This window comes from Leptospira sp. GIMC2001 (assembly GCF_028462125.1).
Taxonomy (GTDB): Bacteria; Spirochaetota; Leptospiria; order Leptospirales; family Leptospiraceae.
The window spans coordinates 838165-853318 of the sequence record NZ_CP115468.1 but is presented as its reverse complement, the minus strand read 5'-3'; the positions used below and the strand labels follow the sequence as shown (position 1 = coordinate 853318).

At 36.0% G+C, this 15154-nt stretch carries 16 protein-coding genes; 8 read left to right on the top strand and 8 right to left on the bottom strand.

The window, feature by feature from the left end:
* Nucleotides 1-12 precede the first annotated feature (12 nt).
* Complete coding sequence (locus O4O04_RS05310) at nucleotides 13-1119, bottom strand: acyltransferase family protein (protein ID WP_272534677.1); 1107 nt, start codon at nucleotides 1117-1119, stop codon at nucleotides 13-15.
* Nucleotides 1120-1303: 184 nt separating this feature from the next.
* On the opposite strand from O4O04_RS05310, the gene O4O04_RS05305 reads away from it, so the two are divergent.
* From O4O04_RS05305 to O4O04_RS05290, 4 genes are read left to right on the top strand one after another with little or no spacing between them, the layout of a single operon-like run.
* On the top strand, nucleotides 1304-1987 hold the full coding sequence (locus tag O4O04_RS05305; RefSeq protein ID WP_272534676.1) for a 1-acyl-sn-glycerol-3-phosphate acyltransferase: 684 nt from the start codon (nucleotides 1304-1306) through the stop codon (nucleotides 1985-1987).
* Nucleotides 1988-1995: 8 nt separating this feature from the next.
* On the top strand, nucleotides 1996-2451 hold the full coding sequence (locus O4O04_RS05300; RefSeq protein ID WP_272534675.1) for a CBS domain-containing protein: 456 nt from the start codon (nucleotides 1996-1998) through the stop codon (nucleotides 2449-2451).
* Complete coding sequence (locus O4O04_RS05295) at nucleotides 2429-2728, top strand: HNH endonuclease (RefSeq protein WP_272534673.1); 300 nt, start codon at nucleotides 2429-2431, stop codon at nucleotides 2726-2728. Before O4O04_RS05300 ends, O4O04_RS05295 begins: the two co-directional genes overlap by 23 nt.
* Complete coding sequence (locus tag O4O04_RS05290; protein WP_272534672.1) at nucleotides 2721-3044, top strand: DUF1292 domain-containing protein; 324 nt, start codon at nucleotides 2721-2723, stop codon at nucleotides 3042-3044. Before O4O04_RS05295 ends, O4O04_RS05290 begins: the two co-directional genes overlap by 8 nt.
* Here the strand turns inward: O4O04_RS05290 and O4O04_RS05285 are convergent.
* Genes O4O04_RS05285 through O4O04_RS05275 form a run of 3 tightly spaced genes read right to left on the bottom strand, consistent with a single transcriptional unit; the run spans nucleotide 3010 to nucleotide 7125 of the window.
* A complete protein-coding gene (locus O4O04_RS05285) occupies nucleotides 3010-3450 on the bottom strand; it encodes a MaoC family dehydratase (protein ID WP_272534670.1) in 441 nt (146 codons plus the stop codon). The genes O4O04_RS05290 and O4O04_RS05285 overlap by 35 nt on opposite strands.
* 45 nt (nucleotides 3451-3495) lie before the next feature.
* Nucleotides 3496-5211 (bottom strand): acyl-CoA dehydrogenase family protein, encoded by a 1716-nt coding sequence (locus O4O04_RS05280; protein ID WP_272534669.1) that lies wholly within the window; start codon nucleotides 5209-5211, stop codon nucleotides 3496-3498.
* Nucleotides 5212-7125, bottom strand: a complete 1914-nt coding sequence (locus O4O04_RS05275; RefSeq protein ID WP_272534668.1) for an AMP-dependent synthetase/ligase — start codon at nucleotides 7123-7125, stop codon at nucleotides 5212-5214.
* A 139-nt stretch (nucleotides 7126-7264) separates the two neighbouring features.
* Here O4O04_RS05275 and O4O04_RS05270 point away from each other — a divergent pair, with 139 nt between their 5' ends.
* The 4 genes from O4O04_RS05270 to O4O04_RS05255 are packed head-to-tail and all read left to right on the top strand — an operon-like array spanning nucleotide 7265 to nucleotide 11628.
* The gene (locus tag O4O04_RS05270; protein WP_272534666.1) at nucleotides 7265-9070 is read left to right on the top strand and encodes an N-acyl-D-amino-acid deacylase family protein; all 1806 of its coding nucleotides are present in this window, start codon (nucleotides 7265-7267) and stop codon (nucleotides 9068-9070) included.
* 51 nt (nucleotides 9071-9121) lie between these two features.
* Nucleotides 9122-9553: a universal stress protein gene (locus tag O4O04_RS05265; RefSeq protein ID WP_272534665.1), complete on the top strand. Its 432-nt coding sequence runs from the start codon at nucleotides 9122-9124 to the stop codon at nucleotides 9551-9553.
* Nucleotides 9554-10168, top strand: a complete 615-nt coding sequence (locus tag O4O04_RS05260) for a CBS domain-containing protein (RefSeq protein ID WP_272534663.1) — start codon at nucleotides 9554-9556, stop codon at nucleotides 10166-10168.
* Nucleotides 10169-10194: 26 nt separating this feature from the next.
* The gene (locus O4O04_RS05255; protein WP_272534661.1) at nucleotides 10195-11628 is read left to right on the top strand and encodes a sodium:solute symporter family transporter; all 1434 of its coding nucleotides are present in this window, start codon (nucleotides 10195-10197) and stop codon (nucleotides 11626-11628) included.
* Here the strand turns inward: O4O04_RS05255 and O4O04_RS05250 are convergent.
* Genes O4O04_RS05250 through O4O04_RS05235 form a run of 4 tightly spaced genes read right to left on the bottom strand, consistent with a single transcriptional unit; the run spans nucleotide 11623 to nucleotide 15150 of the window.
* Entirely contained in the window at nucleotides 11623-12465 is an 843-nt protein-coding gene (locus tag O4O04_RS05250) for a YihY/virulence factor BrkB family protein (protein ID WP_272534660.1), read from the bottom strand. The genes O4O04_RS05255 and O4O04_RS05250 overlap by 6 nt on opposite strands.
* Nucleotides 12466-12520: 55 nt before the next feature.
* Complete coding sequence (locus O4O04_RS05245; protein WP_272534659.1) at nucleotides 12521-13111, bottom strand: DUF1564 family protein; 591 nt, start codon at nucleotides 13109-13111, stop codon at nucleotides 12521-12523.
* Nucleotides 13112-13165: 54 nt separating this feature from the next.
* Complete coding sequence (locus tag O4O04_RS05240) at nucleotides 13166-14029, bottom strand: alpha/beta fold hydrolase (RefSeq protein ID WP_272534657.1); 864 nt, start codon at nucleotides 14027-14029, stop codon at nucleotides 13166-13168.
* The gene (locus O4O04_RS05235; RefSeq protein WP_272534656.1) at nucleotides 14026-15150 is read right to left on the bottom strand and encodes an SH3 domain-containing protein; all 1125 of its coding nucleotides are present in this window, start codon (nucleotides 15148-15150) and stop codon (nucleotides 14026-14028) included. Before O4O04_RS05235 ends, O4O04_RS05240 begins: the two co-directional genes overlap by 4 nt.
* Between the last annotated feature and the right edge of the window lie 4 nt (nucleotides 15151-15154).

Sequence of the window (15154 nt, the reverse complement as noted above, 5' to 3'; positions counted from 1 at the left end):
GTTGGTATAAATCTACATTTTCATGCCAAACAATCTGCGCAGTATCTGCGATTTGACAATTATACTGTCGTAGATTACAAAACTGAATAAGAATACTGAAATAGTATGAAAGATAAATTTGAACCCAAGATGTATATCGATATATAACAATAAATATCCGATGACAAGGGAGATTGGATGATGGATTAAGTAGATTGGGAGGCTAGAATCTCGCAAATAGACACTAACGGCTGTTTCCTTCTGAAAAAACCTCTTAAAAAATTCAATAAAGAAATAAATAAACCCCCAAGCCGTAAGACTTGCAATCAACAAATGAAAAAACCGAATCCATCCTTTTGTCCAGAAAAAACTCATCCATAGCGGATCTGTTTTCTCTGAATATTCGAATAGAGCAAGCAATCCGAAACCTAAAACAAAAATTACAACCTTCCACCATAAACCAATGGAATCGTCATTGAATATGGCTGAATTCTTATATGCTAGAATTCCAGCAAAAAAGAAACTAAAATAGAAAATAAATAGATACGGATCAATCCATAGATATCTCAATCCTTTTGGGAAAACAGCATTCCCGACCAGAGCAAAAGAAAAAGTTATAGAAAAAAACAAAAATAAATACATATTCGGCGACTTAATTTTGAACCGTAATAGTTTTGTTAGAAATTGAATCAGAACGAGAATAAAACAGTATATCACCAAATAATATAAAAACCAGAGATGAGATAATCCGAATTCCGCGAAACTAAAGAATTCAAAAAAGTATTCGAAATAAGTTTTTGACCCTGCCTTAATCAATGACATTAAATAGTATTGTATGGGTGCAAATAGTATAAGTCCAACGATCAATGGAATCAGTAAACGATTTGTACGGGTTTCTAAATAGTCCCGCCAACCCTTCTTACACCATACCATTTCGGAAAAATAACCTGATAGAAAGAAGAATAGCGGCATTCGAAACGAATGAATAAAAAAACAAAAATGGTCAAAAATTTCCGAACGCTCTGTTGACTTGATTGCGTAACCAACGGATTCCGCATAGACAATAGCAGTATGAAAAACAAGTCCTAATAGTAGGGCAAATGATCGTAAATTATCTAAATAGATCAATCGAGATGACACAAAATCAGAATTTCCCTAAGCCGTTTATTTTCACAGAAATTTTTCCTTTACAAGATTTAGGGACAACTTAGTTTATAGAACACAGAATCAGGAGCCAGTCATCAGAGATATTTTCCACATACCCAAATGGCATGAACTATTCGGTAAGTCGCCAGAATATATTTTATTTCGCGCATTGCCGAGGATGTATGCAGAGCACCTTCGTGATTTTACAATGCTTGAAGTTGAAGGACTGGAGAATGTCCCGAGGTCAGGTCGAGTTATACTTGTACCCAATCATAGCGGAATTCTAGGTTGGGATGCGGCGGTTCTTCATTACGAAATTTTTAAGCAACTCAAGAGAATCCCTAGAACAATGGCGCATGCTTTCTGGGAATCCAACGAGTTTTTCCGATCTGGGACATCTAAGCTTGGATTTTTTCCACCTGACTTCAAAAAGGCGATAAAATATCTAAAGAAGAATAAATTGATGATTATTTTTCCGGAAGCGGAACATGGGAATTTTAAACCTTCGATTAAGATGTATCAATTGACAGAGTTTAATCCAGGGTTTATTGCTCTTGCAATGATGACGAATTGTCCAATTGTACCAGTCTGTATCTTAGGAGCAGAAGAGAACTATATCAACTTAGGTACTGTTGATTGGTTTGAGAAGTCTTTAGGTGCCAAAATTCCAATTCCACTCAATCTTTTGCCTATTCCAGCTAAATGGAAAATTAAATTTCTACCACCGATATCATTTCAGAAATACAGCAAAAAAGATATTAAGAATGAGAAATTCGTTCGAGAAGTTGCAGAAAACATTAAGTTTCGTATCCAATCCAATATTCAACTTGAATTGGTCAAGAAAGGTATATTCAAGTTCTAGGAGAAATTATGAACCCTGAAGAAATTTCACGATCCGAAAGATTGCTCAAAGTAAAAGTAAAAGATGTTATGAATAAAACTGTGATCACAATTGATCACAATGATCTCATTGGCAAAGCAAGCCGCCTCATGTTAGAGAATCGTTTACATGCACTACTTGTTATAAAAGACGCAAAACCAAAATATATGATCTCAGCATATGATCTTATGAAGGTATCTTACGAAGATACATTCAATGAAAGCAATGCTGATATGTTACGAACCACCGTTGAAGAATTAGTCAAAAATCAAAATCTACTAAGCCTACCAAGTAGTGCCTATCTTATTGATGCACTGAAAATTTTTGTCGATTACCAGATCCATTCCATTCCTATCATTGATGAGGGAACTGTAAATGGTATTGTATCGCTTATGGATCTAGCTGGTTGGTATCTCAAGACCCATGAAGAGTTACGACGCTCCTGACGAATTTATTCCTTTTGTTTCCGATGATGTGATCCAGAAGGAACGCCGGATCGCAAAAGAACTTAAGAAGACTATTTGGTGGAAGAATAAAAGAGCATCAGGAATCTGTCATTATTGTCGAGGTAAATTTGAAGTCGCCGATCTCACTATGGATCATTTGATTCCACTGAATCGTGGAGGAACTTCCATCAAAGCCAATTTGGTTCCTTGTTGTAAAAATTGTAATAATAATAAAAAATACTCTTTGCCTCAGGAATTTCAACCTAACCATGATTAACGATCCTTTTCAAAATTTTTCTACAAATGAGAAAGAGATTTTAGAACTTCGAGATGATAGAGGTCGAGAGTATAGCGTTGAGATCATTACATCTTTTGCCATTGACGACAATCAATATCTTGTAGCAATCCCGATCGATGAAGCAGACTATGATCTGATCAATTTGGAATCTCCAGATCTCAACTCAGATCATGGTGGATTCTTAATTATGCGGTTGGGAGAAGACGCATCAGGTGACGAGACTCTTGAAGAAGTGAAAGATTTGAATGAACTAGACGAGATTAAGGAATTTCTGGAAGAGAGCTTGGCGGAATAACCTTGCATTCCCCTTTGCATACAATTTCATTTCTTTGATTGGTCCATAGAATCTTCATTGTCACCATTTTCATTTTAATTTGTTTGGCGGTAACTTCGACAGAGCAAGTAATTGTATCACCGAAGTAGGTTGGCTTACGAAATTTAGTCGTCGTCTCAAGAGCGATGGTTCCGATTCCAGGCAACTTCATACCCAATACAGGCGCAAGTAAGGAAGCTGCGAGACCTCCATGTGCTATCCTCGTTCCAAAAGAAGTTGTTTTCGCATATTCTTCGTCCACATGAAGTGGATTGAAATCCCCACTGATTCCAGCAAATAAATACACATCTGTTTCAGTTATAGTTTTGGTAAAAGATGCAGTCTCACCAATTTCGATTTCTTCGAACGATTTACCTCTTTTGTACATGGACATTCCTTTTATGTTAGAGTTTTAAATTTGTTTCTCAGTTTTTTATTTTCTCTCATTTAAGAAAAAATAGCAATCACCAATCTGCTTCTCCCAGTCAGTGATTTGATTAGTATTTCTTAATATAGCTTTTATAAAATCTGAGGAGGAGGCAAGTAATCTTAGTGAATGAAAATATTTCTCAATCAGAATTTCCATAAGGATACCAAGATCTCGCATCTGATCTACTGTAGTATACCAATTAGCCTTAAGCTTTTGAACTTTTGGTTCGCTTTGGTTAGATATATCTATTTGATCCATAGAAACCGTTAAAGATTTAATAAATCGATCAATGACAAGTAGAATGATGATGAAATCTGCAAAGGCAAATTCTATAGCTTGACTTTTTTGTTTATGAGGACCATCCTTCCAATCTAAGATTGCTTTTATAGCAAGAGAATAGAAATCTAAAACTTTGGATGGAATCTCAATTTGCAAATCATCTCGCACTTTATCTAAGTTTAAATTACAAAAATTATTAGATTCCTTTTTCGAGTTTGCATCCATATTTTCCGGTTCAAATAATTCAGACAGACTGCTCAAGGACGCAATAAATTTTTGACTTCCTGGATAAGTAGCTGCAATGATACTTCTCTGAATCTCAGAAGTCCCACCTCCAATAGTCCCTAACTTCACATCTCGATAGAATCTTTCAATATGGAACTCTTTCATAAATCCATATCCACCAAACAACTGAATGGTTTCTTTTGCAACGTCTTCCGCAACTTCTGATGTGAAAACCTTTACAACAGAGCTCTCTAGAGGTTTTGAATGACCCTGATCTTTGGACTCAGCGACACTATGAATCAAAATCCTCGCAGAGTTCATCCAGATCCAATTGCGGACAATTTTCTCTTGAATTGCAGAAAAGGAAGATATTGGTTTGTCAAATTGTATACGCTCATTCGAATATTTTAAACTTACATTTAAAGTATATTCCATAGCACCTACAAGACCCGCAATTAAGACCGTTCGCTCCCACTCTAAGGTCGCTTTGCCTATTCGCATAAATCCAGAATTGAGTGGACCCAAAAGATTCTCTTCAGGAACAAACATATTCTCAAAAATCAATTCAGCAGTCATTGATGTATGATGTCCAAGTTTTTTCAAAATTTTACTTACCGTAAATCCTTTGCTCGTTGAATCTACAATAAAAGCGGACACTCCCATTGGGCCTCTCGACTTACCTCCTGTTCTTGCCATGATGATAAAAACTTGTCCAACAGGTCCATTCGTAATATACATCTTTGAGCCATTGATTAAGTATCCGCCATCCACCGGTTCGGCTCTAGTAATTAGCGAACCAGCATCGGAACCAGCAGATGCTTCTGTTAGACCAAGTCCTGCAATCCATTCACCTGATGCTAGTTTGGGTAGATATTTATTCTTTTGCTCTGAATTTCCCTGAAAAACAATTGGCATAGCTCCAATGATCATATGAGCAGCCCAACTCAATCCAAATCCTCCATCAATACATGCAGCTGAAAATGCTTCCGTTGCAAGGCAGCATTGATAACAACTTGCATCCTGGCCTCCAAATTCGGAAGGTATAGGTAATCCGGCTAGTCCAGCCTTGGAAAGTTCTTTCCAAAGTTTATCGTCCCAGATACAATTCTCATCTCGGTGTTCTGCGGTTGAGAGGACTTTATCTCGAGCAAAATCATAAACAGATTTATAAAATTCACTGTCTGAATCTAGTATAAAAGGATCCCAAAAATTCATTTAGTTGCGATACATCCCGTCAATTTCTTTCTGGAAATTTTCTTGGATAACATTTCTTTTCATTTTTAATGTTCTTGTCATTTCCGTATCTGGGTCAAATTGTCTTGGCGAAAGATAAAAACAATTTCCTGGAATCTGTTCAAAATTCTTAAATCCATTGTTTTTTGAAATCAAACTTGTGATTTCTGTTTTGAAAAGATTTCTGATTTCTTTATTTTCATTCCAAAGTTTTGGATCTTTTGGTATATTCGGAATTGATGAAATCACATTTTCAAATTTAGGAACAATGATTACGCCTAATGTTTTTTTGTCATGACCTACAACCATTACTTGGTCAACAAAATTGGAAGAATGCAATTTATCTTCAATTGGGATAGGTTCGACATTTTCTCCACCAGCAAGCGCGATCGTATCCTTAGCACGTCCAGCAAACATAAGTTCGCCTCTATGAGTAATCAACATTATATCTCCAGTATCGAAAAATCCATCCTTGTCAAAAACTTTATCATTTAACTCAGGACGCTTATAATATCCTTTCAAAATCTGTTTGCTTCGTATCCAAAGCGTACCTTTCATACCTTGTTTCGTCACTTCACGATTCTGATCATCTTTTATTTTTATGTCATAGCCATCTATCGGAACGCCAACAGTCATCTTAGTTGGCTTTTCCATATACCGAATAGAAACAACAGCCGAAGTCTCTGTCATACCATAACCTTCCAAAACTTTAATACCGATAGCTGAAAGAAAATTATCAACTACACTTGGAAGTGCACTTCCGGCAGAAATCGAAACTCTTAGGTGACCACCCAATGCTTTGTGAATAGGTGAGAAGACTAAATTACTAAAAAGTTTTAATGGGGAAGCGAGTATGAGTAAGATTAAAGAAATTATTTTCCTTAGAACGGATACAATTAGATTGATACGCAATATTTGTGTATCATAATCTAATAAAATAGATTTTTGCTTCGCCCAGAACATCCCGATTGCTAGAGCAAATTTGAATATTCGTTCTTTTGCTCCACCAGCCTTAGTAATCCTTCCCATAATTCCCGAATACACTGATTCCCAAATTCTAGGAACCGATGGAAATATTGTTGGTTTGAAATCGCGAAGATCATCTTTTAGATTTCCCATATTCGAAACCGTAAAATCAATTCCAAGGGCAAGAATCGCGTATTCAACTGCTCTTTCAAATGCATGCCAAGGTGGAAGCAAGCTTACTCCTCGATCATCTGGCTCAAATTTCAATCTTGCAATAACAGATGTTATTGCAGTTATCCATCCAGTCTGACTGAGCATAACTCCTTTTGGGGAACCAGTTGTTCCGCTTGTATAAATCAATGTTGCTAAATCGTCAGGATTGGTTTCTTTGATTCTATTTTGAATTAGAGAAGGATCTTGTGCAAGGGAATTATCTCCTTTCAATCTAAGTTCTTCAATAGTCCCCGCTCCCGTTGCGATCTCTCCTGCTTTTTCTAATTCCAAAACATAAATTTTTTCTAACTTTGGAAAATGTTTGTCTTTTAATTTTTCCAATCTCAACTTTTCGTTTGCAGTCTGAACAACAGCGAATCTACATTCAGAATGAGAAAGTATATAGATTATATCATCATCAACTACATCGGTTCCTCGAGGAACGGACACAGCGCCAGCTGAAATGATTGCAAGATCAACTTGTATCCAAACAGTTGTTGCGTCACATAGATAAGCGATACGATCGCCCGTTTTCACTCCATCCGCAATGAATCCAGCTGTGATTCCATCTACCCTTCGCTTCAATTCAGAAAAACTGATACCCGGAAAACTTTTTCCATCAGTTGATCTCTTACGAAATGAAATCTTGTTTGGATTTTTTGAAGAAACATCAACCAAGAGATCATAAAAGTACCGAATAGATTTATTGTTATTCATTATTTATTTCCAATGTCCGAATTTATAGTCCTCCAAGTATGAAACTGCTAATTGATTTTTGCAAGAACTTATTTTTGCCACGTCCTTGACAAATAAAACAAGACCTTATAGAATCAGCTTTATCTGGAGGTCAGAGACCATGGATGTTTTGATCAAGAACGGGCTTGTGTTCAGTGGGGATTCAACTCCCCCGAAAAAATCCAATATATTTATTAGCAATGGTGTGATTCAGATGATCACAACCAATGAGATCCCTGAGAATCATTCGATGAAAGTTATTGATGCAAACGGCAATTGGGTGATGCCAGGATTTATAGATTTTCATACTCACTATGATGCTGAAATAGAAGCAGCTCCTGGTCTAACAGAGTCTTTGCGACATGGTGTGACAACTGTATCATTGGGAAGCTGTTCACTTAGTCTCGCACTTGGAACACCAGAAGATTTGGCTGATATGTTCAGCCGAGTGGAAGCGATTCCCAGAGAAGAGGTTCTTCCCTTACTTCAAAAAGTGAAAAATTGGAATAGTCTGCGAACCTATAAAGATCATCTCAATTCACTTCCACTTGGACCAAATGTAACTTCTTTTATCGGCCATTCTTGCTTACGCGCTCATGTGATGGGTCTTGAAAGATCTCTAACGAAAGGTGTAAAGCCAACACGCCAGGAAATGGACAAAATGAACGCATTACTTGAGGATGCTCTTCAAGAAGGTTATATGGGAATGAGCATCAACACTTTGATTTGGGATAAAATGGATGGCAAAAGGTTTCGATCTAGACCACTTCCTTCAACTTTTGCTAATTGGTCAGAGTATAGACATTTCAATCGAACACTGCGTAAATGGGGACGTATTTTTCAAGGTGTACCAAATGTCTCATCGAAATACAACCTTGTTCTTTTTATGGCTGAAAGCGTAGGACTTTTTCGGAAAAAATTAAAAACTACAATTATATCAATGATGGATGTCAAAAGCAATCGCTTCATTTATAAACTATTAGGTGCTCTTTCTAGAATTTTAAATAAATTATTTAATGCGGATTTTAAATATCAGTCTTTGCCTGAAGTTTTTGATTTGTATGCGGATGGAGTAGATGTAGTGGTCTTTGAGGAATTTGGAGCAGGAACTGCAGCAATACATTTACAGGATATGGTCGAAAGAAAAAAATTATTGCAAGATTCAAAATACAGATCTTGGTTTCGCAGACAATGGACTAATATTTTTCTACCTCGAATTTTCCATAGAGATTTTAACGATTCTAAAATCGTGGAATGTCCAGATGCATCCTTGGTTGGTAAATCATTTTACGAAGTTTCTAAAGAAAGAAAACAACATGTCGTCGATTGTTTTCTAGATCTATGTGCAGAGTATGGAAATGATATAAGATGGTATACCGTGATCGCTAATGACCGGCTTGAACCGCTTCAAACAATTGTTAGCCATCCGGATGTTATGATAGGATTTAGTGATGCGGGTGCCCATTTACGTGGAATGGCCCATTATAATTTTCCGCTTCGATTGCTTAAGCTTGTGAGGGATGCAGAACTTGCAGGGAAGCCATTTATGACAATGGAAAAAGCAATTTCTAGAGTTACTGGAGAATTGGCAGATTGGTTGGGCATAGATGCAGGTCATATAGAGATTGGGAAGAGAGCTGATATAGTAATCGTCCGTCCTGAATTTTTGAATCAAGAGTTAGGAACGGATTGTGAAGCACCAATGCCTGAATTTGGAAATTTTGTACGTTTAGTTCGAAGGAATAATAAAACCGTGCAAGCTGTACTTGTGAATGGGAAAATTGCAGTTATTGACGGTGAACCTATAAGTGAAGTAGGAAAATCTAAGGATTATGGAAAATTTTTAGAATGCTACTTAGGAAACAATGATGCTGTACCTACAATGGATGAAGAAGTTGAACCCAATCTTGTAATGGCAGTAGGTTAACGATTGGAAATTGCCTTGCAATATCTTTGAAAAGATCAAAACTTGGAATCTATGAATAAACTGATTCAGAAAATTCTTGTTCCCATTGATGGTTCAGAGAGCTCCAAGAAAGCACTTGAAATGGGCATTGCAATAGCTAAGGCATCATCAGCTCAATTGACCGTTTTAGAAGTAGTGGAAGATTTTGGTCCACTACCTGGCTATTATGAAGCAGCGCCTCCAGGTAAAGATAGAGTAAAATGGATCTCTGAGCAAAGATTCGAAAAAGTACATCCAATTCTAGATGGAAGTGAAATTCGTTGGGATAGGAAAGTTATGGAAGGCTATGCTGCAGACGAAATCGTTCGAGTTGCGGATGAAGGTAAGTATGATTTAATCGTAATAGGATCTAGAGGACTATCTCCAATCGGTCGTTTCCTAGTGGGGTCGGTTTCAGACAGAGTTGTTCATCATGCTCATTGCTCTGTAACAATCGTTAGATAAATGGTTTTTATCTGGGTTTCAACAGGTGTATCCGAACCATATCATCCGCAAGCCCAGCTCTATCCAACAGTTCCGAAAGTAAGATCCATTCAAGACTCGAAAGCAATCAGCGCTGAATTAATGGATTCGGAGACGGATCGCAAATCGTATACAGCACGAAATTATGTAGCAAAATCTTATGAAGCAAATTCGAATCCGACCAGTCCTGGCGACCCAATTAAATATGTTGATGAGATTATGACTCAGAATGTCGAAACATTACATTTGGATTCTTCAATTGAAGATGCTCGAAATTTTTTTACTAAAAAAAGATTCAGGCATGTTCCAATCGTTGATCGGAAAAACAATCTTATAGGGATTATCTCAGATCGTGACATATTGCGTCTGTTAGCTGACTCAGTATCGCTTGAATCAAAAGTTGCAGAATTCATGAAAGGAAAGGTTTTATCTGCGCAATCAGATACCCCAATTCGGGAGGCGGCTTCTGTAATGTTTCATCAGAAAATCGGTTGTCTACCAGTGCTTGGGACACATCATGAGATCAAGGGCATAATTACTCGGTCCGATATTTTACGAACTGTTATAAATAATCCTCCGCTTGATCTTTATGCTTAATCAGATCAACTAAGGTTAAATTCATTTTGTACATCGATCTAATTATCATTTTAGCTTTTTTTGTCCTAACCATGGGACTAGGTTTCTATTTCAAAAATCATTCAACGTCGAATAACGATTATTTTCTTGGTGGTAGAAGTATACCTTGGTGGGTTCTCAGTTTATCATTGGTTGCTACAGAGACATCAACTCTAACATTCTTGGGGATTCCAGCATTGAGTTATGTGGGTGATTATTCATTTCTCTCACTTGCAATTGGAATGATCATTGGGCGAATCATCTCAGCTATTTACATTTTACCTAAATATATTTCAAAAGAATACACAAGTATTTATGAATGGATAGGAGATGTTTTCGGTAAAAATTCCCAGAAAAGTTTATCTGCTCTTTTTTCTTTAATTCGAATTCTGGCAGATGGGGTTAGACTTTATGCCGCATCCCTTCCTTTATCTTTTTTATTATTTCAATTTTTTCCTGAAGAATACAGTTTCGATCAAATATCGATAATCAGTTTAATCATTATTAGTTTATCAACTATTTTCTATTCAGCATATGGCGGGTTTAAGGCAGTTGTATGGAATGATTTTATTCAGTTCTTTATTTATTTAGCTGGTGGAATAATCTGTATAGTATTGCTTTATATGGATTATGGTAATATTGAAATAAACTGGAATATTTTTCACAGCACCATGCGAAAAGATGATGGCAATTGGGATCCGTATTTTTTTCTATTCTCCATACCAGGTGGTATATTGTTGAGTCTAGGCTCACATGGGACAGACCAAATGATCGTGCAAAGATTACTTGCTTGCAGATCACTTGCTGAGAGTCGCATAGCGTTAATTAGTTCAGGATTTATTGTATTTGTACAATTTGTTTTATTTCTCCTGATTGGATCCTACCTGATTCACGCTTTACCAAATTCCAGTATGCCGAATCGAGTTTTTTCTGAATACATTGTGAACTCAGTCCCTTCGCCATTTAGGGGTCTTATACTTGCAGGAGTTTTCGCAAGTGCTATGTCAACTTTATCAAGTACTTTAAATTCTTTAGCTCTTACTACAAAGATTGATCTAAATTTTAGTTGGCTCAAAAAAATATCTACAATTGCTCTAACAGGTTTTTGGGGTTGTATATTACTTTCATCCTCTCTTTTGCCCTTTTTTCTAGATGAAAAAACTAAGTCTAGTATTGTCGAGCTAGGCTTGACTTTTTCATCTTATGTATTTGGACCAATGGTTGCTTTGTTTTTTCTAGAAATTTTAAATATTCCTAAGCCCGATTTGAAATTGAAGAACTTTTTCCCAGTTGTGTTATTCTTAAGTATAGCTCTATTGTTTCTAATTACTTATAGATTCCAAGCACCGTTTACATGGATGGTTGGTTTAGGTATATTAGCTTTCAATTTTATTTACGGTTTAGGATTTGGTTTTATAAAAATTCGTACCAAGCGTCTATGACTTAGGAGCATATTTCAAAGGGAATCGCTTTCGTTCAAAGCCCACGCGGTTCCAGACAGCACCCCATAGAAAAAAAGTAAAACTTAAATATGTGTAGAGCATTAAGACAACCATCTTGGAGATCAGATCATATGCATAACTGTAATTTACTGTTAAATTTTTGAATTGGAGATACCATTGGAAACCAAGGCTCACTGGAACCCATAGCATACTTGCAAGAATACCTCCGAACCAATGAAACTTCCATGGTATTTTCTTATGTGATGCGAGTCGATAAATAGTTGCGAATAGAAATGATAGAAAAATTAGGCTGACTGGCGCGATAAAAAATTCTGGATTTTTTCTCAAATAAGTGAACTTCCACTTTTTAAATAAAAAACCTTCCATGGTGTACATTCCATATATCAAATATGATAATATAATAAATATTATTGCCGAAATTGCAAATAATTTCATAGATACCAAGATCGATTTATAAAGAGGAACTGATTCCTTTAGTCCGTAAATTTTACGAATCGATTTGGAAACTGAGGCAAATATTGTGAATCCAGTAAAGATTGAAAAAATTAAACTGAGAGCAAAGGCTTTGAAGCTTTTAATTTTCGTTAGATTTGCGACACTTTTTTCTATGGGAAGAAAAATAGGATCCGGTAGAATTTTTCCAACTTGTTCTGTTAATAGATTAATTGTTTTTGAATCTTGGAATATACTTAGAAGACTTACAAACACGACGATTAATGGGAAAAGAGTAATCAGGAATGTAAATGAAACCTCGGACGCAAGTCCGTGGATATCGGTAACTCTGATTAGTTGAATGAACCTAATAATTTTTTTCAATGTTCTATTTGATTAAGGGATTTGTATGATGGATTATGGTGTGCATTCATTTGGTTTAATCTGGATCCCTCGGAATATGACTGGAATATTTTGAGAAATACTGTTTGCGCCGGGCTATTTCCTGATAATTTGTTGGGTATTTATATATTCGCAGTTTTTTGAGCCTGCGAGTCAATTTTTTTTTGCCGGAGTTTAGGTGAAGTTTGAGGATGGTTATGTTGTGAGGACGAGATTTTGTAGGAACTCCATCAGATTTTGAATCCATTACCTCCATATCCAACATCCACTTAATCAAAAGACAACGCGACACACCTAAACTCAAGGCTAGCAAACCAATAGTAGCCCAATCAGTAGACATAGGTCGAAAATTCAATCGCGTATACTCACCTTTAACTTGATACACCGTTCGATCACTCTTTGATTCCGGAAATATTCCATTTGGTTGGACGAGCGAGGAATACTTCAATACAAGCTTATGGAAAAATAATCGATTCCCACCATTTAACTTTGACAATTCACGAAACCGCCTTTCTAAATAAGGCTCTAATAATATTGTCACAACGGGCTCAATGTTTGGGAAAAGTTCAATCTCAGATACTGGCTCAGATTCGAAAACAACTTCCCCTGATTTATAATCAAAATCCATAAAAATACCCCTGATAAGGTATTTCCAAAGTTTACCACAAATCGACCTAATGAATCAAATATTCTTCAATTCTAGCCATTTCATAATATTAGAAATAAATTCATTAGCGTGAGTATAATGAATGTAATGTCCACCACCCTCAATTTCAACTATCGTCGCGTTTGGGAAAAACTTCTGCATTAAAGGTCTATCCTGGGGTTCCATGTATTCAGAATTACTGCCTAACATGAACAATACTCCAGAATCATGGACAGGGTTAAATAGCTCAAAATTACTGGAAAATAATTTTCGATCTCCTACTATCGCAGGTAAGTTCAATTTCCAATAGTAATTACTCTCATTTGGTGATTGAATTTCTTTTCGTTCAAGATTCATTAGTAAAAACTGTCGAATAAAAGTATTCGGAACAATTTCTTTCATAAGATTGTCAATTTCTTGCCTTGAATTTGCTTTCGAAACATCTAGGCTCATTGCTTCAACTTCCCTTTCATATTGAAATTGGTAATGTCTGGGAGCAATATCTTGAATGATAATTCCGCATAAATCCGCAAGACTTCTACCAGATACATCAGCTCCAAGCTCTGATCTAGATTTTAAAAAATATAACATGGCAACAAGACCACCCATAGAATGCCCAAGCACTATCGGTTTTAAAATATTATTCTCAATCAAGAATTCTCTTAAATCCTCAACCATGTCATTCAACGTATGACTTGAATAATGTGGTGAATTTCCATGGTTGCGCAAATCTAAAGAATAAACTAATCGATCTTTAGATAAATTTTTTGCGACGCTTACCCAGTTTTTTGATGATCCAAATAGCCCATGAAGAATTACAATCGGATGCTTCGAAGTTTTTATAAATTCAGGTGAATCAACCTCGCTATTGTTAAAATACAATTTGAAAAATAAACTCATATTCTAGGAAAGCATTCCTTTTCAATTTTTTGAATTGATAATTTCCAATTTACATACCATGGATATTTATTTTTGAATGATCGACTGGATTGATCTGTAATTTGATCTTTAGTTGAATAGGTATCTAATATTTTTTTCATTCGATTCTTGAAGTCTTCGATTTTCTTATACATAGATGGCGGTGATGGGGGAAAACATCGAACTTGATCAAAGTCCCTCGTGTAATCATTTAACAATTTCGTGACTAAAGTTTGATAGGATTTAGATTTTCTTCCAAATGGATAAATCAGTAAATAACGTAAGTATGTATCAGTAAGATATTCTAAATAACAAGATGGCTCTTTATCACAATTAGGATCAGGTGTATATTCGATTGCTAATTCAGCGGACAGCTGCCCTGATTTCAAATTTTGATATAAAGATGCATATTTCCAAAAATAGTTCTGATCCAATCGAACTATGCTTGATTCCGAATCTGCAACTTTTGTCATAAAGTTATTGTATCTAGAAATAAAATCAACATGATCTCGCTCATTGATATGGATTGCTGTAATCGCAAGACTTTCTCCCGCTCTTGCTTTTAAATATAAAAATTGATCTCCTGAATAGTTTGCTTCACTTACTGAATCAAAAAGGAAATCTGTTAATTGAATTGCGGACTCAAGCAACCGAGAGTTTGTTACATCAGCTTCTTTCTTCAATGAAGAGATAAATTGAATTTGGCGATCAACTTCTTTGGATAACACCTCAAACCGTTTTTGTCTTTTGTAAACAATGGTCTGGGATCTCATCAAAAACCCAGCTAATCCATTCTTTTCTTTTACAGGAATCCATTGCTTACTGGGATCCAGCAAATATTCTCCATCCCAATTGACAGAATGCCCATATGGCAGAACGGCTATGACTTCGGATTTTTTATCAGGACTTAGGTAGAGGGGAACAGAATAGCTTCGTATATGAACCTGATATTCTGAAGGAAGTTCTTCGCTATGAAGTGATTGGAATCCCCCAATAACAAGAATAAGATTGATTAAAATGCAAAGATTCGAATATTTTAATCTGCATACCCATTTATTTAGGCCAAACCAAAATACCAAATTTTTACATTTACTTGCTCTCAAAACT